Source organism: Larkinella sp. VNQ87 (assembly GCF_049445795.1).
In the GTDB taxonomy this organism is placed as follows: Bacteria; Bacteroidota; Bacteroidia; order Cytophagales; family Spirosomataceae; genus Larkinella.
On record NZ_JBMSDT010000003.1, the window covers coordinates 330,377 to 350,208 of the forward strand.

The 19,832-nt window shown below is 53.5% G+C and carries 15 protein-coding genes; 9 read left to right on the top strand and 6 right to left on the bottom strand.

The window, feature by feature from the left end:
• The first annotated feature begins 17 nt into the window (after positions 1 to 17).
• Positions 18 to 836, top strand: a complete 819-nt coding sequence (gene murI, locus ACO2Q8_RS06575; RefSeq protein ID WP_423343984.1) for a glutamate racemase — start codon at positions 18 to 20, stop codon at positions 834 to 836.
• Between the two features lie 90 nt (positions 837 to 926).
• Here the strand turns inward: murI and ACO2Q8_RS06580 are convergent, their stop codons facing one another.
• Complete coding sequence (locus ACO2Q8_RS06580) at positions 927 to 2,069, bottom strand: hypothetical protein (protein ID WP_423343985.1); 1,143 nt, start codon at positions 2,067 to 2,069, stop codon at positions 927 to 929.
• A 246-nt stretch (positions 2,070 to 2,315) separates the two neighbouring features.
• Between ACO2Q8_RS06580 and ACO2Q8_RS06585 the strand changes: the two genes are divergently transcribed.
• Together ACO2Q8_RS06585 and ACO2Q8_RS06590 are read left to right on the top strand one after the other, a co-directional pair.
• On the top strand, positions 2,316 to 3,812 hold the full coding sequence (locus tag ACO2Q8_RS06585) for a capsule assembly Wzi family protein (protein WP_423343986.1): 1,497 nt from the start codon (positions 2,316 to 2,318) through the stop codon (positions 3,810 to 3,812).
• Between the two features lie 304 nt (positions 3,813 to 4,116).
• A complete protein-coding gene (locus tag ACO2Q8_RS06590; protein WP_423343987.1) occupies positions 4,117 to 4,638 on the top strand; it encodes a hypothetical protein in 522 nt (173 codons plus the stop codon).
• Positions 4,639 to 4,673: 35 nt separating this feature from the next.
• On the opposite strand, the gene tatC is transcribed toward ACO2Q8_RS06590, so the two are convergent.
• From tatC to ACO2Q8_RS06605, 3 genes are all read right to left on the bottom strand, one after another.
• The gene (tatC, locus tag ACO2Q8_RS06595; RefSeq protein WP_423343988.1) at positions 4,674 to 5,549 is read right to left on the bottom strand and encodes a twin-arginine translocase subunit TatC; all 876 of its coding nucleotides are present in this window, start codon (positions 5,547 to 5,549) and stop codon (positions 4,674 to 4,676) included.
• A gap of 107 nt (positions 5,550 to 5,656) precedes the next feature.
• The gene (gene glyA / locus ACO2Q8_RS06600; RefSeq protein WP_423343989.1) at positions 5,657 to 6,949 is read right to left on the bottom strand and encodes a serine hydroxymethyltransferase; all 1,293 of its coding nucleotides are present in this window, start codon (positions 6,947 to 6,949) and stop codon (positions 5,657 to 5,659) included.
• Between the two features lie 141 nt (positions 6,950 to 7,090).
• Positions 7,091 to 7,960 carry a helix-turn-helix domain-containing protein gene (locus ACO2Q8_RS06605; protein WP_423343990.1) on the bottom strand — a complete coding sequence of 290 codons (870 nt, stop codon included), beginning with the start codon at positions 7,958 to 7,960 and terminating at the stop codon, positions 7,091 to 7,093.
• 144 nt (positions 7,961 to 8,104) lie between these two features.
• On the opposite strand from ACO2Q8_RS06605, the gene ACO2Q8_RS06610 reads away from it, so the two are divergent.
• From ACO2Q8_RS06610 to ACO2Q8_RS06625, 4 genes are all read left to right on the top strand, one after another.
• Positions 8,105 to 8,941 (top strand): phytanoyl-CoA dioxygenase family protein, encoded by an 837-nt coding sequence (locus ACO2Q8_RS06610; RefSeq protein WP_423343991.1) that lies wholly within the window; start codon positions 8,105 to 8,107, stop codon positions 8,939 to 8,941.
• Between the two features lie 434 nt (positions 8,942 to 9,375).
• Entirely contained in the window at positions 9,376 to 11,556 is a 2,181-nt protein-coding gene (locus ACO2Q8_RS06615; protein ID WP_423343992.1) for a protein-disulfide reductase DsbD family protein, read from the top strand.
• Between the two features lie 93 nt (positions 11,557 to 11,649).
• The gene (locus ACO2Q8_RS06620; protein ID WP_423343993.1) at positions 11,650 to 12,573 is read left to right on the top strand and encodes a TIGR01777 family oxidoreductase; all 924 of its coding nucleotides are present in this window, start codon (positions 11,650 to 11,652) and stop codon (positions 12,571 to 12,573) included.
• A 121-nt stretch (positions 12,574 to 12,694) separates the two neighbouring features.
• Positions 12,695 to 14,641 carry a polysaccharide biosynthesis protein gene (locus ACO2Q8_RS06625; RefSeq protein ID WP_423343994.1) on the top strand — a complete coding sequence of 649 codons (1,947 nt, stop codon included), beginning with the start codon at positions 12,695 to 12,697 and terminating at the stop codon, positions 14,639 to 14,641.
• A 17-nt stretch (positions 14,642 to 14,658) separates the two neighbouring features.
• Here ACO2Q8_RS06625 and ACO2Q8_RS06630 read toward each other — a convergent pair whose 3' ends face one another.
• Positions 14,659 to 15,081 carry a hypothetical protein gene (locus ACO2Q8_RS06630; protein ID WP_423343995.1) on the bottom strand — a complete coding sequence of 141 codons (423 nt, stop codon included), beginning with the start codon at positions 15,079 to 15,081 and terminating at the stop codon, positions 14,659 to 14,661.
• A gap of 298 nt (positions 15,082 to 15,379) precedes the next feature.
• On the opposite strand from ACO2Q8_RS06630, the gene ACO2Q8_RS06635 reads away from it, so the two are divergent.
• Both ACO2Q8_RS06635 and ACO2Q8_RS06640 read left to right on the top strand, forming a co-directional pair.
• Positions 15,380 to 17,533: a 3-hydroxyacyl-CoA dehydrogenase NAD-binding domain-containing protein gene (locus tag ACO2Q8_RS06635; protein WP_423343996.1), complete on the top strand. Its 2,154-nt coding sequence runs from the start codon at positions 15,380 to 15,382 to the stop codon at positions 17,531 to 17,533.
• A 30-nt stretch (positions 17,534 to 17,563) separates the two neighbouring features.
• The gene (locus ACO2Q8_RS06640) at positions 17,564 to 19,060 is read left to right on the top strand and encodes a M28 family peptidase (protein ID WP_423343997.1); all 1,497 of its coding nucleotides are present in this window, start codon (positions 17,564 to 17,566) and stop codon (positions 19,058 to 19,060) included.
• Positions 19,061 to 19,175: 115 nt separating this feature from the next.
• Here ACO2Q8_RS06640 and ACO2Q8_RS06645 read toward each other — a convergent pair whose 3' ends face one another.
• Positions 19,176 to 19,814 (bottom strand): porin family protein, encoded by a 639-nt coding sequence (locus ACO2Q8_RS06645; protein WP_423343998.1) that lies wholly within the window; start codon positions 19,812 to 19,814, stop codon positions 19,176 to 19,178.
• Positions 19,815 to 19,832 lie beyond the last annotated feature (18 nt).

Consider the following 19,832-nt stretch of genomic DNA (forward strand, 5'->3'; position numbering starts at 1 on the left):
AACCGTATCTTTGCGGGATGTCCTCCATTCAACCCATTGGTGTGTTCGACTCCGGCTACGGCGGTCTGACGGTTTTGAAATCCATTGTCCGGCAATTGCCGCAGTATGATTACATCTACCTGGGCGATAACGCCCGGACGCCCTACGGCACGCGCTCGTTTGAAACCGTGTATCACTACACCCTCGAATGCGTGCAGCAGTTGTTCGGTCTGGGGTGTCGACTGGTGATTCTGGCCTGCAACACGGCTTCGGCTAAGGCCTTACGGAATATTCAACAGCTTGATCTACCCACGATTGCGCCCGACCGGCGTGTTTTGGGCGTCATTCGGCCCACCACCGAAGTCATTGGAAACTATTCAAAAACCGGCCACGTCGGGATTCTGGCGACGCGCGGAACCGTGACCTCCGAATCGTACGTGGTCGAGATCGAGAAGTTCTTTCCGAGCTTGCACGTCTACCAGGAAGCCTGTCCAATGTGGGTGCCGCTGGTTGAAAACGGCGAACACGCCAGCCCGGGTGCGGATTATTTCGTGCAGCAACACCTCGACCGGCTGCTCAGTCGGTCGCCCGAAATTGACATCCTGCTGCTGGCTTGTACGCATTACCCGTTGCTGCTGCCCAAAATCCGGCAATTCGTTCCCGATGGCCTGACGATTCTCAGCCAGGGGGATATTGTTGCCCACAGTCTACAGGATTATCTCCATCGCCACCCGGAAATCGATGCCCAATGCACCCAAGGCCGGACGTTGCGGTTTTTTACCACCGACTCCGCCGAAGAGTTCGAGCAGAAAGCCGGTTTGTTCTGGGGGGAACCCGTGCGCGCCGAGCGGCTGTAACCGCTGACCGTACCCACGGACTTTAGTCCGTGTAAGTCTATCTAATCCAGTAGTTGATACCAATTCAAAGATAATTCTAGCACTCACGGACTAAAGTCCGTGGGTACGATCGGTGGTACGGATTTTTAACACCGTATAGGCCGCCTGGTTCGGCTGGCGGGTCTGAGCGCCTACTTTTGTTGGGGTTCGGTCGTCGTCGTGAATCACCAGCAACCGATCTGTGCCGATAAACGTCAGATCTTCGGCTTTGTGGTTGAAATGCATCGGCTGGCCTTGTGCATCCCGGACGAGCATAAACGATTGACTCCGAAAGAGTTGTTCGGGCGTCGCCGTCCACAAATAGGCATCCAGTTGGCCGTTGGCTTCAATGGAGGTGAGCAGCCAGAACAGCTTTCGTTTCGAGTCATATTCCAGGCTGGACAGGGCGAGCGGTTGCGGCAAACCCGGTACAGTAGCCGGGTTAAAGTCGGCCACAATGCGCCAGGTATTCCGTAGCGAAAGCCGGTCGCCCGAAGCGGTTTTCTCGGTAAAAAACGGCACGGCTACAATCCGGACCCGGTAGTCGAACTTATCGTATTTTTCGCCCTCCTCCCGAATACCGAACAGCAGCAGCGAATCCATCACGGCCAATCCTTCCACTTTAAAATACGGCATTCCGTTGGGGTAATTCGGCCGGTTTTGCGCCAGCAGTTTGCTGAGCGGTTGGCGGTAGGCCACAGAATTTTTAGCACCCGGCTCCGGAGCCAGTACCTGCGGATTGGCTTCCTGGCCTTTTTTCCAGTACAGAATGGTGTTATACCCGTCCCAATCTGTCGATCCGGGCTTAACGCGGTCGAAGGCCGTCGTCAGGAAGATGTACTCGCCGTTGCTGGCAAAGTCTTCGTACTTCTGGGCCGTCCGGAAGGCTTCGGCCAGCAGGGGAGTAGGCCGGGTAAGACTGTCGCTCAAGGCATTCCAGGATTTCGTAAAAACCGGGCTTAATCCGGTAGGCATGTCCTTATCGTTGGCAACGTACACCGTCCCGTTGTCGTACAAAACCGCCGACGCTTCACACGAGACTGGGCTACCATCGGGGAGTTTCAGGCCAGCATTGCAGCAGGTCAGTAGATCTTCCGACTCAATACCCGCGCTTTCGACGGCAACGGTTTTTCCGGTGACTACCCGACTCGTTTTACAGTCGGCCAGTAAAACTGCCGCCAGGAATACGCTGAACAGGCTGTAGTAGTTTCTCATGTAACTTCAAAAGCCAAACGGCCCTGAGTCGGAAATACGCTCAGAATCGCTATTTTTCACCGTTCTCTGCAACACTTTTCCGGCAGGTCGCGTACCATGAGGTATAGATAAAAAGGTTAGAATTACAGGCCCCGGTGCTTACCGGGGTTTTGTTTTTTGAAGACGGGATGCCGTTCAAAAAATCCTTCCTGCAAGTAAAGAAATTTACTCATTATATTTACAATGCCACGATGAGTAACATTCTGCATGAAGCAATTCTACCCGATTCTGCTAACCGGACTTTTTTTTGCCTCCACGCAAGTTTTCTCCCAATCCCGACACGCAAGCCAGTTGTATACCGAAATCGGAGCACTGGTTTCTTCCACGGATCGAACACCTTTCTGGTTACGGGCCAACCAATTTGGAACGGTTCCGCTCACGGCACCGGTTGGTTCGCTCCGGCTAGGGCTGGCGGGAACGATTTTGTTCAGCGACACCACCAAAGCCCGGTTTCAGGTTCATCCCCGTCGGCTCTGGAGCTTATCTTATCAGGTGGAAGCGGTGGGAAATGCGGGTAAATCGGCCCAACTGTTGCTTCCCGAAGGTTACATCAGGCTGGCTCACCGGGGCATTGAACTGGTGGCAGGGCGTCGGCGCGCGGTGATCGGGTTAGTCGATTCCACGCTTTCGTCGGGTTCGTATGCCTGGTCGGGCAACGCGCTGCCGATTCCGAAAGTCCAATTTGGAACCCGGGGTTTCGTGCCGCTCGGTCGGCGGGGCTGGCTGGCAATCAACGGTTTTCTGGCGCACGGCTGGTTTGCAAATACGTGGTACATGCGGCATTCGTTTTTACACCAAAAGTCACTGTTCTTTCGAATCGGCAAACCAACAGCAATCGTTCGGCTGTACGCTGGTATCAACCATAGTGTTCAATGGGGTGGCCAATCCGATTATATCGACCCAAAACTAGCCATCAACGGCAAACTGCCGGGTCGGCTGGCGGATTTCCCGAACGTCCTTTTTGCCATTCGCACCAATGGCCTGAACAACGACCGGATCTCGTCCTTCGACTACGTCAATCTGTACGGCAACCACCTAGGAACCATCGATTTTGGGGGAGAACTGCGGTTTTCCGGATTAAATCTCTTGCTGTATCACCAGCACGTTTTTGAGGATGTGACCGGGATATTTTTCAAAAATCTGCCCGACGGTCTGAGCGGCATTCGGCTGAGCAGCAACCGCCCGGTTTCTGCCGGTTTTCACCTGAATGAAGTGCTGCTGGAGTTTCTGACGACGTTGAGCCAGAGCGGGCCTACTCTGTATCAGGCCGATAAATCCTGGAAAGGCGCGGATAATTACTTCAACAATTCGCAATACCGCGAAGGCTGGACCTACCGGGAGCGGGTGATCGGGACGCCGTTTTTGACCCGGCGGCTCGACATTCGGGCCCCCTATCGAAACGCCAGCGACTGGGCCATTGCCGGTAACCGGGTGCAGATGTATCACGTAGCGGCCCGGGCCACGGTTGCCCGGCAAATCGATTTGCGGGTTAAGGTGTCTTACAGCCGGAATTACGGGATTCCGGAGGTTTTTCTGTCCGGCCCACCGACGCAGCTATCGGCCTGGGTGCAAGTGGGTACGCCCCTGCGCTGGCTTGGCGGAGCGGAACTGACGGCAGCTCTGGCCCTTGATCAGGGTCAACTCTACGACGATGCCGTGGGCGGTTATCTCGGCTTGCGCAAGACAATCTGGCAAAGGAGATAATTGGAGCTGGACAAGCGAGAAAAAGACGTCGCATCCCGTCTTTTTCTCGCTTGTCCAGCTCCAATTATCTCTTCCTACAATTTAATTTCGGGTTTTTCGTTGTAGGTTTGCTGCCCGGTTTGCGACAGGTGTTACCACTTAAGCACTGTTTTAGACGTTTCAGGGTTTGGTTTTCCCAATTGGTTATTTCTGCGATTGGATTTCAGTAATAGGGTTACCAGTTTTGTAATATCATGAAGGATGGCCTCTATGACCTCTCTCCTGAATAGTAAACAGCAATACCGGAAGTAACCATCTGTCTTTGGTGAAGAACACACTACCCTATATTTTCTTTTTCATTCTGGCGACTACCCCTGGCTTTTCGCAGATCGCCCGGAAAGTGGACCACATGCTCAATGTGGGTCTGGGCGTGCAATCGTACGCCCTGGGTGGGTTGTGTAATGGAGCTTCGTTTGAATTGGGTTTTACCGATCAAGTCAGCGCAGGCGGTTTTTTCGACTATGCCCTGACCGGTACCAAGGTTGGCGACCGGCGCTGGAAAGCACAATTTTTTAATGTCGGCGTTCGGGGGTCTTATCATCTGGCCCGTCTGCTGGGGATTGGCGATGACAAATTTGATCCTTATGCGGGTCTATCCGTAGGCACCCGCTCATCGCTGCATCGCGATCAGGTTGATCAGACCGGGCAGCTTCTCCCACGCCCCAAAGGTATTTTTCCGGGCGTACACCTGGGCGGTTTTTACCGCTTTAGCCAGAAGATTGGCGGTTTTGCCGAAATGGGCCTCGGCGTAGCGGCTCTCCGGCTGGGCGTCACCGGCAAGTTCTAGTACCCACGGCCCGCCCGGCGGGCCCATTTAGTCCGTTAATCGTCGTAGCCATCCTTCATCAACGCCTGCTCATCCTTCAGCCGCAACCGCTGCACGTAGCCCGACACCCAGATACTCACTTCATACAGTAAAGCCAGGGGTATTGCTACCAGAATCTGGCTGTAAATGTCCGGCGACGGAGTAATCACGGCTGCAACCACCAGTATCACCACCAGGGCGTGCCGACGGTAAGCCCGCATAAACTGCGGGGTCAGAATACCAATTTTCGACAATACAAAAGCCGCAATGGGCATTTGAAATGTCAGCCCGCAGCCCAGTGTCAGGGTAGCCAGCGTGGAGATATAGGAGGTAATGTCGAATTCGTTGACAATCCGGGGATCTAACTGGAAGTTAGCCAGGAAGTTGAGCGCCAGCGGAGATACAATATAATAGCCAAAAAGAACACCCGCGAAAAACAAGGTTGTTACAAAAAAGACGGCCCCCCGCGCAGCCCGTCGCTCCGACGGACGTAAGCCTGGCATAATAAACCGCCACAGTTCCCAGAAGGCATACGGAAAGGCAAACAACAGGCCGATCATCAGCGAAGCCGTCAGACCCATCGTAAACTGACCGCCTACTTCCCGGCTTTGAAGGGTAAAGTTGATTTTATCAACGCACAAATCAGCAAACCCGGTTTTTTCCGACAGTTTACACATCATTCGGTATGTCCAGAACGTGGGGCTTGACGGCCCCAGAATGACCAGATCGTAGATCTCACGAATGTAAATGAAAGCAAGAACAGCAAATACGGCAATAGACCCGATGGCCCGAACAAGGTGCCACCGAAGCTCCTCCAAATGCTCGAGAAAGGTCATCTCACTCCCGTCCTCAATCTCGCTCTCGCTATCAAATTCCTGATCTATGGGCTTCATTTAATTTGTAATGAGTGAATGAGTGAATGAGTGATTGAGTGAATAGCTTCGCAGAAAGCAGAAAATGGCGAAGCTATTCACTCAATCACTCATTCACTCATTCAAAATTAATTATAGAGTGGAAACGATTTCATCCAGGAATTGATTTCATCTTTTACCGTCTGAAGTTTCGCGTCGTTGTCGTGATTCATCAACACTTCGTCAATATATACGACAATCTGCTCCATATCGGATTCTTTCATGCCGCGCGTGGTGACGGCTGCCGTACCGACCCGCATGCCGGAGGTGACCATCGGCGACTTGTCGTCGAACGGAACCATGTTTTTGTTGATCGTAATATCGGCTTTGATCAGCGTGTTTTCGGCTAGTTTGCCCGACAGGCCTTTTGAGCGCAGGTCGATCAGCATCAGGTGGTTGTCGGTGCCGCCCGAAATGATCTGGTAGCCTCGTGCGACAAAAGCGGCTGCCATGGCCTGCGCGTTTTTCTGGATCTGGTTGGCGTATTCAGCAAAATCATCCGACAGCGCTTCACCGAAGGCGACAGCTTTGGCGGCAATAATGTGCTCCAGCGGACCGCCCTGCGTTCCGGGGAACACGCCCGAATCGAGCAGCGACGACATCAGCCGCAGATCACCTTTTGGGGTTTTGATCCCGAACGGGTTCTCAAAATCGTTTCGTAGCATGATCATCCCACCCCGGGGGCCACGCAGCGTTTTGTGGGTCGTGGTCGTGACGATGTGGCAATGATCGAGCGGGTCGTTCAGCAAGCCTTTGGCAATCAGACCCGCCGGGTGCGAAATATCGGCCAGCAACAGGGCACCTACCGAGTCGGCAATGGCCCGCAGACGGACGTAATCCCAGTCGCGGCTGTAGGCGGAAGCGCCACAGATCAGCAGTTTTGGGCGTTCGCGCTGGGCGGTTTCTTCTACTTTGTCGTAATTGATCACGCCGGTTTCCTGCTCAACGCCGTAGAACGTGGGCCGGAAGTATTTGCCGGAAATATTCACCGCCGAACCGTGCGTCAGGTGACCGCCGTGCGACAGGTCAAAGCCCAGGATGGTATCACCCGGTTTCAGGCAGGCCAGAAAAACCGCCGTGTTGGCCTGCGCGCCCGAGTGCGGCTGCACGTTGGCCCAGGAAGCCCCAAACAGTTCTTTGACCCGATCAATGGCAATCTGTTCGATCTCGTCCACAATTTCGCATCCTCCGTAATACCGTTTACCGGGAAGTCCTTCGGCGTATTTGTTGGTTAAGACGGTTCCGGCGGCTTCCATTACCTGTTTGGAAACAAAGTTTTCGGAAGCAATCAGTTCAATCCCGGACTCCTGACGGTGTTGCTCCCGGGCGATGAGGTCAAATACCTGTGTATCGCGGGCAACGGAGGTGGCTGTAGTCGACATAAGTATCTACGGATTTTAGTCCGTATTTCTTTGGTTCACATTACATTTAATAAACGGACTGGAGCCTGCGTGGCCCGGCCTGCGCGGCTCGACCCGTTGGTACTACAAAAGTACGGAGAAAAACAGCATTCTCGTTGTCTTCTACTTATTATGTTGAAGCGATTGGTATTTCAGGGGCGTCGTACCGTTGTGGAGCTTGAATTGGCGGTGAAAATGGGAAATATTATTGAAACCGCACTCCAGCCCAACCTGGCTGATGCTTAAATCCGACTGCACCAGCAACTTCCGGGCGTGACTGATCCGCAATTCGTTCAGGTATTCGACGAACGACTTTCGGGTTCGTTTCCGGAAATACCGGCAGAAAGCTGCCGGGGCCATCCCCGCCACGGCCGCAATGTCGTCGACCCGGATTTCGTTCCGAAAATGGGTCAGCATAAAATCCAGGACCCGCTTCATCCGCTCGGTCTCGGCTTCATTCGCCTTCAACTCGTAATTGTCGCTGGCCAGCATGATGGCATCGGGGTCGTCGGTCAGTTGGTGGAGGATATGAAGCAGCCGCAGCAGGCGCTCCAGCCCGGAACAGGCCAGTAAACTTTCCAGCGCCGGTTTTAGCCCGTATACCTTTTTCGGCCCAAACCGTAGTCCGTACCGGGCCCGCTTCAGCAATGCCGTCAAGGCCTGGGCTTCCGGGAGTTGGGGCAGAAGCGCATCACCAAGCTGCCGGTCAAACTGAACAACGATGGCTTCGGCTACCAGACTCGAACCGGGCTGGTAATAGTCGTCGTCGTTCCGCCAGAAGTGCGGCAAATCCGGACCCAGCAAAACCAGATCCCCGGCATCGAAGGACTCGACATGATCGCCGACAAACCGCTTTCCCTGACTGCGCACAATGTACGTCAGTTCATACTCGGGATGAAAATGCCAGGGTGCTTCAAAATAAGGTAACACCAGATGCATGACCCGCAGGGAGTTTTGATCTCCTAATTCAATTTTTTCCAGTAAAGCTTTCACTACATGCGCTATTTTTACTTAAAAAATGGCATAAAGATTAAATCGTATCAATAGGGTGTACAAATTGGGTTAATTATTAAATTTTTGCAAGAAATAATTGACCCAAATTTGTGTCGCAGTTTTACCATTCTTACTTTTATTTTTATGTCAGTGACCATCGATAAAACGTCGCTCGCCCAACAATTGGATCAGGAGTATGCCGTTCAGCCCGAAGCTATCGCGTTTTACCGTCGGAACGGTTACGTTAAGCTGAAAAACGTGCTCAGTCCGGAAGTCCTCGAATACTACGGTACGATCATTAGTGACTTGGTAATCAGGCTTAACACCCTGACCAAGCCCATGGAAGAGCGTACGACGTATGAACGGGCTTTTCTCCAAATCATGAACCTCTGGCGCGAAGACGAAACCGCCCGGGAATTCGTCTTTTCGCGTCGGCTGGCCAAAATTGCCGCCGATCTGATGGGCGTTGATGGCGTGAGACTGTACCACGATCAGGCGTTGTACAAAGAGCCTTCAGGCGGCATTACACCCTGGCACGCCGACCAGTTTTACTGGCCACTGGCTTCTCCCAATACCGTAACGGTCTGGATTCCGTTGCAGGAGACGCCGATGGAGATGGGGCCGCTGGCGTTTGCCGAACAGAGTCAGAACGTTGAGATCGGGCGGAATGTAGAAATCAGTGACGAAAGTGAGAAGCTGCTTGCCGAGGAACTCGCCCGGCAGAATTTTACGATCAACGACACGTCGTTCGAACTCGGTGAAGTGAGCTATCACGCAGGTTGGACGTTCCACCGCGCCGGTCCGAATACGTCCAACGCTCCACGCAAAGTGATGACGATGATTTACATGGATCAACATCAGGTGATTATGCAGCCCAGAAATTCGTACCAGCAGGCCGACTGGACCACCTGGCTGGCGAGCTTCCCGGTGGGGAGTAAACCGGAAAGTGAGTTGAATCCGGTACTCTATAAAAGAGACTAGATTCTTGATGCTGGATACTAGATATTTGATGCTGGATGCAAGACAAGAGAGGGAACTTATCCAGTATCAAGAATCAGTACTGTACGAAGGATTGGTTTTGCCCCAATATTCTTTGGTGTCGTGTGTGAAACCTTGACAAAAAACCGCCATTTTTTGCCTAAATAGAGGACGTGTCAAAAACCGTAACCAAATTTATTGTAAGCAATTTGTCTTTTAAGCAAACGTTTTCAAATCCTTCGTACAGTACTGATCAAGAATCCAATATCCAGTATCTAGCATCAAGCATCTTTTTTAAATATAGGTTGGTTGTGCAGAACACCCCGCTGGAGCTCCGGCCGGGTGTTTTTTTATGGGCAACGAGGATTTGTACAGGCTTTGGAAATATTTTTGCGGAAAACGTGTTGTTAGTCTGGGCAACGTAGTAACCCCTTGATATGAACCGAGTTGGTAAATTCCTCTTTTTTCTGACGGCTTTTTTCGCCGTGCTGACGGCATCCGCCCAAATCCAGCAGGACCCGACGCACTGGACATTCAGTGCCTCAAAAATCGAAGCGAAGATTGGCGATGTGGTGGAAATCCGGATGAATGCCACAATCGATAAAGGCTGGCATGTGTACGCATCGGATTTGAATCCGGATATTGGCCCGATCCCGACTTCGTTGAAATTGAAGGAAAACGGCAGTTTCCAAAAAGTCGGCCCATTTGCCTCCGTCAATCCAAAAGAAGAGTTTGAAGAGGTTTGGAATAGTCCTCACAAAGTACGGTTTTTCGAAAATAAGGCTTCACTGGTTCAGAAAGTCAAGATTCTTAAGGCTAACCCGGTCATTGAAGGCACCATTGAATACCAGACTTGTTCGGGCGGCAGCTGTCTACCCCCTGCGGAGCAGGAGTTTTCAGTCAGTATCAAAACCGTTGGCGTGGCGGCTGTCCCTGCGCCGGAAGCGGCCACTTTGCCCGCTGTAGCCGCCACGACTCCAACCTCCGGGTCCGTATCGGCCAACCGGGGCTCGGCGGATACGGCATCGCGCGTTGCCACGTCCCCCCCGGTCGATACGGCAACCGTCGGTACGGCCACGGTTGAACCGTCGGCGGTGCCGGAGCCGGTTGTTCCGGAGGTCGTCCAGTCGGCAGAAGCCCCCGAATCGCTGCTTGGCTTTGCGCTGGCGGCATTTTTGTCGGGGCTGCTGGCCCTGCTGACGCCCTGCGTGTTTCCCATCATCCCGATGACGGTAAGTTATTTTACCAAACAGGACAACGGGTTGTGGAAAGCCGTGCTGTACGGGGTGTCGATCATCGGGATTTACGTGCTGGTCGGCACGGTGGTTTCGCGGATCAACGGACCGGCGTTTGCCAACTTTGTCAGTACGCACTGGCTACCCAACGTGCTGTTTTTTGCCATTTTCTTCGTTTTCGGGCTGTCGTTTCTGGGCTTGTTTGAAATCGTATTGCCGAGTTCACTAGTGAATTCTATGGATGCTAAGGCCGAGAAAGGCGGAGTGCTCGGTATTTTGTTCATGGCCTTCACGCTGGTACTGGTGTCGTTTTCCTGCACTGGCCCGATTGTGGGTAGTTTGCTGGTGGCGTCGGCGGGTGGCGAGGTGCTGAAGCCGATTGTCGGGATGGCGGCTTTCTCGTCGGCTTTTGCCATCCCGTTCACGCTGTTCGCGGCTTTTCCACAGTGGCTAAAAAGTTTGCCCAAGTCGGGCGGCTGGCTCAATTCGGTGAAAGTCGTTCTCGGTTTTCTGGAACTGGCGCTGGCGCTGAAATTTCTGAGTATTGCCGACCAGGTGTACCACTGGAATCTGCTCGATCGGGAAGTCTATCTGGCGTTCTGGATTGTGATTTTTGCGCTGATCGGTTTTTACCTGCTCGGCAAAGTCCGGTTGCCGCACGACAGTGAAACCAAAACCGTCAGTGTACCGCGTCTGCTGCTGGCGATTGTTACCTTTGCGTTTGTGGTGTACATGATTCCCGGTTTGTGGGGCGCCCCCCTGAAAGCCTTGGCGGGCTATCTGCCGCCCGAAACCACGCAAGACTTCGGTTTCCGGGCAGCGAGCAATTCGGAGTCTGAGCAAAATACGCTGGGCGAAAAACCGAAGTATAGCGAATTGTTCCGGCTGCCGCACGGTCTTCAGGGCTTTTTCGATTACCAACAGGCACTGGCTTATGCCGCCAAAGTCAATAAGCCGGTTTTCATCGATTTTACGGGCCACGGTTGCGTTAACTGCCGGGAGATGGAAGCCCGGGTCTGGTCGGAGGAGCCGGTTTTGCGCCGGTTGCAGAACGATTACGTCATTCTGGCGCTGTACGTCGATGACAAAACCGAGTTGCCCGAATCACAGTGGTATACCTCACCCTATGATAAGAAGCAGAAGAAAACTATCGGGGCGCAGAACGCCGATTTGCAGATTGTTCGCTATAACAACAACGCCCAACCCCATTACTGCCTGGTCGATCACGATGGCAATTTGCTCGTCAAACCGAAGAACTACGACTTGAACGTGAACAACTTCGCGGCTTTTCTGGACGAAGGCAAGAAGTTGTTTGCGCTGCCCGCTGCCGCCCGGAATATCACACCCGTGCAGAACAGCACCGAGCTATCAGCATTAAAGTAAAACCGTTGTCGATTGCCCCGGCTTTTCCAATGCTGAAAGGTTGGGGCAACCTTTTGCTGCCACGAATAGTTAAACCGGTTTACACCCTCCGTCATGGCAACAACTGTGTTAATCACCGGTGGCACCGGAACCATCGGCCGCCGGCTCACCGAGCTACTTCTCCAACAAGGTTTTCAGGTTTCGTTACTTAGTCGTTCGGCGGCTCAAAAACCGCGTCCGAACGTTGCGGTGTACGAGTGGAACATTGAAAAAGGCCACATCGATCCGCAGGCGATCCGCACCGCCGACCACATCATTCACCTGGCCGGAGCCGGTATTGCCGATGAGCGCTGGACCGATGAACGCAAAAAACAAATCATTGAAAGCCGTACAAAATCGACGCAATTGCTGGCCAATGCCCTTCGGTCGGGCAGGTATTCCGTCAAGTCGTTCGTATCCTCGTCGGCTATCGGTTATTACGGTGGCGATACCGCTGACCGTCCGCTCACCGAAACCAGCGAGGGGGGCCACGATTTCCTGGCGCAGGTCGTGCGGGCCTGGGAGCGGTCGGTCGATGACGTAGCGGCTTCGGGTATCCGGACGGTCAAGCTACGCGTCGGTGTAGTTTTGACCATGGAGGGCGGAGCGTTACCCAAATTGGTGCAGCCGATTCGCCTGGGCGCGGGCGCTCCGCTGGGGTCAGGCCAACAATACATGTCCTGGATTCACATCGACGACCTGTGCCGAATGTACATCCAGGCGCTGACCGACGACAGTTGGCAGGGAATTTATAACGCCGTGGCTACTCCCCCTGTGACGAATGAAGCATTTACTCGTCTAATAATTGACCTGCTTGGTAAGCCCCGCTTGTTGCCTCGTGTGCCCGCCTTTGCCATCCGGCTGCTTTTTGGGGAGATGGCCATTGTGGTATTAGGCGGAAACTACGTTCTGAATAAGCGAATACGCGAAGAAACGACGTTCCGCTATCAGTTTGGCGATCTCGCAGCGGCCTTGAAAAACTTGTTGGTGTCGGGTTAAGATGTTAAGCAGAAAAAAAGGTGGGTATGGAGAAGATTATTGTAATCATATTATTGCTTTTGCAAGCAAATGTTATATTGATTGTAATTTAACGATTAAGGCCAACCGTACTCACAAAAGAATGATTGAACAGCTCCTGAAAACGAGTGCAACCCGGTTTGTGTCCAGTTACCTTGTCTTGGGCATCGATCTGGTCATTTGCCTGGGATCGTTTTCAATCGCTTATTTGTTGCGGTTCAATTTTGAAGTCTGGGGTGTGAATCGGGCTGATTTTTTGTACTGCCTGAGTATGGTGACCGGTAGTCGATTACTGGCCTTTCTGCTATTCCGTTCCTATCAGGGTATTATTCGTCATACGAGCCTCGAAGATGTAACACTTTTGGTCTATGCGGTTACATTGAGTGCGGTCGTTACGGCCCTGGGTTCTTTTCTGGTTTGGCAGTGGACGAATCAGGTTTACTTCTACGTTCCGGTATCCATTTTACTAATCGATTTATTTTGCTGCCTGGTCCTGTTATCATGTAGCCGGTTTATGGCTAAAGCCTTCTACTGGTCGCTGCGGGCGGGCAGCGGTGGGGTGCGGCAACCGGTGTTGATCTATGGCGCGGGTGAAACCGGGTTGCTCACCCGCAAGGCCTTGACTCAGGATTCAGCCCAGCGTTACGTGATTCTGGCCTTTATCGACGACAATCCGTACAAAATTCAGAAAGTCATTCAGGGGCTCAAAGTCATTTCCCGGCAGGAAGCCTATGACCGGTTTATTCGAAACCAGGCTGTTCTACCCCAGGTCATTCTGGCAATGGAAGACGCGAGTCCGGACCAGAAGAACGAAATCGCGGAGTTTTTTCTGCAACATCATGTCAGTATCAAAACCATTCCGAGCGTTGAGCAGTGGATCGACGGCGAATTGAAGTCATCCCAAATCCGTGACATTCGGATTGAGGATTTGCTGGAACGAGACCCAATTCAGGTGGCCAATCCCCTGATCGGGGACCAACTGCGGAGCCAGGTGGTGCTGGTAACCGGAGCAGCCGGGTCCATTGGCAGCGAACTGGTGCGGCAGGTGCTGCACCACCATCCCCGGACGATTGTATTGCTCGATCAGGCTGAGTCAGCCCTGTTTGACCTGGAATTTAACCTGCAACGCGATTGCAAAACCGCCCTCAGCTACACCAATCTGGTGCTGAAAATTGGCGATGTAGCGGATGAAACCCGAATGCGGCACATTTTTCACGACACCAGACCTGATTTTGTCTTCCATGCGGCTGCCTACAAGCATGTTCCACTCATGGAACAGCATCCGTACGAAGCGGTGCGCGTCAACGTGCTGGGAACTCAGATCGTGGCTGATCTGGCGGTGCAGAGTGGTGTGCGAAAATTTGTGATGATCTCAACCGATAAAGCCGTTAATCCGACGAATGTGATGGGAGCCACCAAACGCTTGGCCGAAATGTATGTACAGAGCCTCAACCGTTCGGATGAATCTTTGTGTTCTACGCGGTTTATAGCGACCCGGTTTGGCAATGTGCTTGGCTCCAACGGCTCGGTGGTGACCGTATTTCGCCAGCAGATTCAGGCTGGCGGGCCGGTCACGGTCACGCATCCGGACATTATCCGGTATTTCATGACCATCCCCGAAGCTTGCCAGTTGGTGCTGGAAGCGGGTACGATGGGCAATGGCGGAGAGGTCTTCGTATTCGATATGGGCGAACCGGTAAAGATTGCCGAACTGGCCCGGAAAATGATTCACCTCTCCGGGTATACCGTGAACAAGGAGATTTCACTGATCTATACCGGCTTGCGACCGGGTGAGAAGCTCTTTGAAGAACTTTTGAATACCAATGAGAAAACTTTGCCGACCCACCATCCCAAAATCATGATTGCCCGCGTGAACTCGCTGGAACACCATGAGGTGAAAGCCGTTTTTGACGAGCTGCGCTACCGGCTGGCCGATGGAGACGCAAACCGACTGGTGCGAATCATTAAAATGGTTATCCCGGAATACATCAGCAAAAATTCGGTCTTTACCGCCCTGGACGCGCCGGAATCCGCGCCTGTCGAGTTGTAGGAGCCTGCTGCGGTTAGTTAGTTGGCCGTGTCCATCCATTTTTTCAACAGATTGATCTCCTGAAGAATAGCCGCCCGTTTTTGAGTATCGTAGGTTGGAAAACAAAGGTTGTACAGCGTTTGAAGGCTGTCGGCGGGCCGGTGCTGCGCCTGAAGGGTTGGGTTACGGGTCGATCCGGCTATGACATCGGTCAGGAGCCACTCCTGCCGTAATTCCAGCAACGAGTTTTGAATAACATATCCCTCTCGTGATAACTGAACTTGACGGTCAAGTTCATGCAGTAGCGTTTTCAAACGACGTAACTGCTCCTTGTATTTTCGAACCTGCCCGGTCTGAACGGCTTGCCCCGAAGGACTATACCGGTGTAGACGACTCCATAGCGAAGCAAGTCCCAGCAGGAGCAGAACGATAAGCAGGAAAGGACGCCATCGAAAGTGCATAAATCAGAAATTATCCGGCCGAAAAACCGATGTAAGGGCTAATCCGGAACTCATTCCGGCTGTGTAATTCTGTAAAAATGGCCGATTCGAACCCTGTATAAAACATGCCAGGAGTAAACCGTCGAAATACCGGGGACGAAGCGTCCTATTGTGACGGTCAACCGATGGAGGAGAACCAACTCGTCCTGATGACAAATTTCCTCTTTGATAAGACTCGTTTTTGGAGCAAATTGTTGCAGTCCCGCCGACATACCGGTAAGTTTGCTTTCTCGTGAACGCATTAGCTAAGCCCTTGATTATGATTGATTACAGCCTTGAGCGAAACGTCGCGGTGCTAAGTTGGAACATGAGCAGCACCCCGATGAACGTCCTGAACGACGAGTCCATCCCGGCTTTTGAAGCGGCTTTGACGAAAGCCTGCGACGATCCGGCCGTGAAGGGCATCATTGTCACGTCGGCCAAAAACGAGTTCATTGCCGGAGCCGACCTGAAAATGATTCTTCGGAACAACGACAAAGACCCGGCCGATATGCTGAAGGTATCGGCCGAACTGAACCGGATTTTTCGGGCCATCGAAACCGCAGGAAAACCGGTCGTGGCCGCCATCAACGGTACGGCACTGGGTGGAGGCTACGAAGCTTGCCTGGGTTGTCACCACCGTGTCGCGCTCGACAATCCGAAAGCCGTGATTGGTTTGCCGGAAGTGACACTAGGGCTTTTGCCCGGTGGGGGAGGCACGCAACGTTTGCCCCGGATGCTCGGCCTGGAAGCCGCCCTGCCGTTGCTGCTGGAAGGTCGACGGGTGAGTCCGAAACAGGCCCTGGCGCTGGGCATGATTGATGAACTGGCGGGTTCACGCGAAGAAATGCTGGAAAAAGCATTCGCCTGGATTGAAGCAAACCCGGCTCCGCTTCAGCCCTGGGATGAGCGGGACCGGGAAACCGGTCAGATTATCGCTAAAGAAGAGTTCATCCCGCCCGGTGGAACCGTGCAAAGTCCGGCCGGAGCGCGGATTTTTAGTACAGCGACGGCGATGATCCTGGAAAAAACGCATGGCAATTACCCGGCTCCAACCGCCATTCTGTCGTGTGTGAACGAAGGCTTGCCCGTCAACATCGACCGGGGGCTGGCGATCGAAGGGCGGTATTTTGTGCAGGTCGCTACGTCGAAAGTGGCCAAAGGGTTGATTCAGACGATGTTTCTGGGGCTGAATGAAGCCAACAAAGGAATCCATCGCCCAAAAACCGTTCCGCCCACGGAGGTCCGAAAGCTCGGCATCCTGGGCGCTGGCATGATGGGTTCAGGTATTGCCTACGCAGTCGCCGTGGCCGGAATTCCGGTTATTTTGAAGGATCAGTCGGTTGAACTGGCCGAAAAAGGAAAAGCGTATTCGCGTAGCTTGCTGAGCAAAGCCGTCGAACGGGGGAAAACTACGCCGGAGAAAGCCGAAGCAACGCTCAATCTGATCAATCCTACTGCTGACACCGCCGAATTGTCCGGCTGCGATCTGATCATTGAAGCGGTTTTTGAAAACCGGGCGTTGAAAGCACAGGTCACGCAGGAAGCCGAACCGATGCTGGCCGAATCGGGCGTGTTTGCGTCGAATACATCGACCTTGCCCATCAGCGGCCTGGCGCAAGCATCGGCCCAGCCCGAAAATTTCATCGGATTGCATTTTTTCTCACCAGTCGATAAAATGCAACTGGTTGAGGTAATTTGCGGCAAACAAACCTCAGAGTATGCGCTGGCCGTGGCGCTGGATTTTGTGAAAAAACTTCGCAAAACGCCGATTGTGGTCAACGATGCACGAGGCTTTTTTACCTCCCGCGTTTTTATGAATTACACCGCCGAAAGCATGGAATTGCTGCGGGAGGGCGTCGACCCGGTTTTGATCGAACATGCGGCCGTGCAGGTCGGAATGCCCGTTGGCCCGCTGGCTGTGACGGATGAGGTATCGCTCGAACTGGTGTACACCATTGCGGCCCAGGCCGTTCAGGACGGCGTTTTAGACGAAAACGATACAGCTTATCAGGTGTCCCGGACGTTTGTTGAACAGGGTCGGTTGGGCAAAAAAGCCAAAGCCGGTTTTTACGATTACCCGGAAAATGCCGCCAAATCGCTCTGGCCCGGTTTGGCAGACTTGTTTCCACTCGCTGAACAACAACCTGAAAGTGAAGAAATTAAAAAACGGCTACTCTACCGCCAGGCGCTCGAAACGGTGCGGTGTTTTGAAGAGGGTGTAATCCAAACGCAGCTCGACGCCGACATCGGCTCGATTCTGGCCTGGGGCTTTCCGACCTACACCGGTGGGGCTCTGTCGTTTGTGGATTACGTCGGAATCACGAACTTCGTGTCGGAAGCTGACCGGCTGGCCGATGCGTACGGCAAACGGTTTCGTCCGACGCAACGGCTGCGCGAAATGGCCGAACGCGGAGAAACCCGATTTCAATAAATTTTATCACCAATCGTTTCATCAACGCGAATGTTCAGATTATCTCTTTTTGCAGGAATTACCTTGCTGGCGGTTACCACGGCGGTGGCCCAACCGGTTTCCAAATTGCCCGAATCAAAACTTAGCCGTGCTGAGGTGGAAGCGCAACTGCGGTTTCTGGCCGCTGACGAATTACAGGGTCGTCGCACGGGCGAACCAGGCAACTGGGTGGCTGCGCGTTACATCGCCGAACAATTCCGGGCGCTGGGCCTGAAACCGGCGGCCGGACAAACCGATTATTTTCAGCGGATACCGTTCCTTCAGGCAAAACCGGCTACCTATGGCAGTCTGCGGCTTGGGTCCGATTCGCTGCAACTGGGTAGTCAATTTGTGGTGATTAGCGGAAAACCGACCGATCTGAAAACCGAAACCGTGTATGCGGGCTACGGCCTGACCGACGGAGCCGATGGCTACAACGGGCGCGACGTGCGGGGGAAAGTGGTGGTGGCGCAGGTCGGTTCGCCGGAAGCCACGACCAACCGGGCCTTGCTGACGGCTTCGGAACAAAAGCGAAAACTGGCGGCTGATAAAGGGGCTGTTGGCTTGATCGAACTCTACACGAGCGGAACCTATCCCTGGCCGATCGTGACCCGGGCGTTTCAGGGCGAACAACTCGCGTTGGCGTCGTCGACTGAACTGCCGACCTTACTGCACCTTTGGGTCGATAATGGCAAAAACCAATTGGCGACCTTGAAAGAGAGCAGCCAGCCGGTCAGCATTCGGACCTCGGGCCGGGTGCAGCGGATTGTCGAAGCCGCCAACGTGGTGGGCGTGATTGAAGGAACTGATCCGAAGCTGAAAAATGAGTACGTGCTGCTCTCGGCCCACTTCGACCATGTGGGTGTCGGCAAGCAAGGCGGTCAGCTGTACACCGCGTCGGATAGCATCTTCAACGGTGCACGCGACAATGCCTTCGGAACGGTGGCGCTGCTGGCGTCGGCCAAGGCGTTGCAAGCCCAGCGGCCGAAGCGGTCGATTTTGGTGGTAGCGCTGACCGGCGAAGAAATTGGTCTGTTGGGAAGTCGCTATTATGCCGAACACCCGCTGATTCCGCTGAATCAGACGGTTTTTAACCTCAACAGCGACGGGGCGGGTTACAACGACACCACGCTGGTGTCGGTCATCGGCTTGAACCGAACGGGTGCGAAAGCCGAAATCGAAGCGGCCAGCAAGGCGTTCGGCCTGAGCGTTTTTGCCGACCCGGCTCCGGAGCAGAACCTGTTCGACCGGTCGGACAACGTCAACTTTGCGGCCAAAGGCGTTCCGGCTCCTACGTTTTCCGCCGGTTTCAAAACGTTTGATGCCGATTTGTTCAAGTATTATCACCAGGCCGCCGACAACCCGGATACGATTAATTTCGGGTATTTGCTGAAATTCTGCCAGGCGTTTTCGTACGCGGCCCGGTTGATTGCCGACAAACAAAACCGCCCGCAGTGGGTTGCGGGCGATAAATACGAAGCAGCCGCCAAAGCGCTCTATGCAAAATAGTACCCCGAGCGAAAATGTACCCCGGACCGCCGGGTCCGGGGAGTTTTTCTAATCTGGCGTGGGTACCAACTGAGGGATTGCACAGGCTGACCGGACCCGGCGGTCCGGGGTACATTTAATACCGTCGGCCGACGCCGAAGCTGTAGCCGAGCGTGAAGGAGAACGTCGAGTTGCCGAGCCAGGGCGATGAATTGACGCGCACGTTGGTCAGGCCGAGCGTGTAGCGCGCATCGATCAGGAAACGCTGGGTGTTTTTCACTTTGAAGTTAGCCTGAAAACCGCCCGTAGCGCCCAGATCAACGGGTTCAAACTCGTCATCTGTGTTCGAATCCGGGAATTCCCGGCCCTGATAAATGGACTCGGTGCGTTTGGAGTTTAATAAAATGCCCAATGATGGGCCAATGAAGAAATTCGGCCGGAAATTACCGCTCAGATTCAGGTAATAACGGGCAACGACCGGAATTTCAAGGTAATTGAGGTGCTGGATGTGGCTGCTTCGGTCGGCTGCATTATCGTATTTGCCGCCCCGCTGCGAATACAGCACATCGGCGGAAATGCCAAAATGGTTGATCGCACTGTAGCTAACAAAGGCACCGGCCACCAGGCCAGCCTTCGCGTTGTAATAACTACTCTTTCCGTACAAACTTGAAACATTGACGCCCAAACGCGGCCCCGCGCTCCAGCGTTGTTGTGCGAAAAGGGCTGAAGAACTGGTCAGAAAAAGCAGCAGACCGAAGATAAGAACTCTTTTCATTGTGCAATTTAGTTGAGT

Excerpts from the sequence above, each read along its gene's own strand:
- glyA (WP_423343989.1), bottom strand. The coding sequence starts at position 6,949 with ATGTCGACTACAGCCACCTCCGTTGCCCGCGATACACAGGTATTTGAC.
- ACO2Q8_RS06615 (WP_423343992.1), top strand. The coding sequence starts at position 9,376 with ATGAACCGAGTTGGTAAATTCCTCTTTTTTCTGACGGCTTTTTTCGCC.
- ACO2Q8_RS06635 (WP_423343996.1), top strand. The coding sequence starts at position 15,380 with ATGATTGATTACAGCCTTGAGCGAAACGTCGCGGTGCTAAGTTGGAAC.
- murI (WP_423343984.1), top strand. The coding sequence starts at position 18 with ATGTCCTCCATTCAACCCATTGGTGTGTTCGACTCCGGCTACGGCGGT.
- ACO2Q8_RS06630 (WP_423343995.1), bottom strand. The coding sequence starts at position 15,081 with ATGCACTTTCGATGGCGTCCTTTCCTGCTTATCGTTCTGCTCCTGCTG.
- ACO2Q8_RS06585 (WP_423343986.1), top strand. The coding sequence starts at position 2,316 with ATGAAGCAATTCTACCCGATTCTGCTAACCGGACTTTTTTTTGCCTCC.
- ACO2Q8_RS06620 (WP_423343993.1), top strand. The coding sequence starts at position 11,650 with ATGGCAACAACTGTGTTAATCACCGGTGGCACCGGAACCATCGGCCGC.
- ACO2Q8_RS06645 (WP_423343998.1), bottom strand. The coding sequence starts at position 19,814 with ATGAAAAGAGTTCTTATCTTCGGTCTGCTGCTTTTTCTGACCAGTTCT.
- ACO2Q8_RS06640 (WP_423343997.1), top strand. The coding sequence starts at position 17,564 with ATGTTCAGATTATCTCTTTTTGCAGGAATTACCTTGCTGGCGGTTACC.
- ACO2Q8_RS06580 (WP_423343985.1), bottom strand. The coding sequence starts at position 2,069 with ATGAGAAACTACTACAGCCTGTTCAGCGTATTCCTGGCGGCAGTTTTA.
- ACO2Q8_RS06625 (WP_423343994.1), top strand. The coding sequence starts at position 12,695 with ATGATTGAACAGCTCCTGAAAACGAGTGCAACCCGGTTTGTGTCCAGT.
- ACO2Q8_RS06610 (WP_423343991.1), top strand. The coding sequence starts at position 8,105 with ATGTCAGTGACCATCGATAAAACGTCGCTCGCCCAACAATTGGATCAG.
- tatC (WP_423343988.1), bottom strand. The coding sequence starts at position 5,549 with ATGAAGCCCATAGATCAGGAATTTGATAGCGAGAGCGAGATTGAGGAC.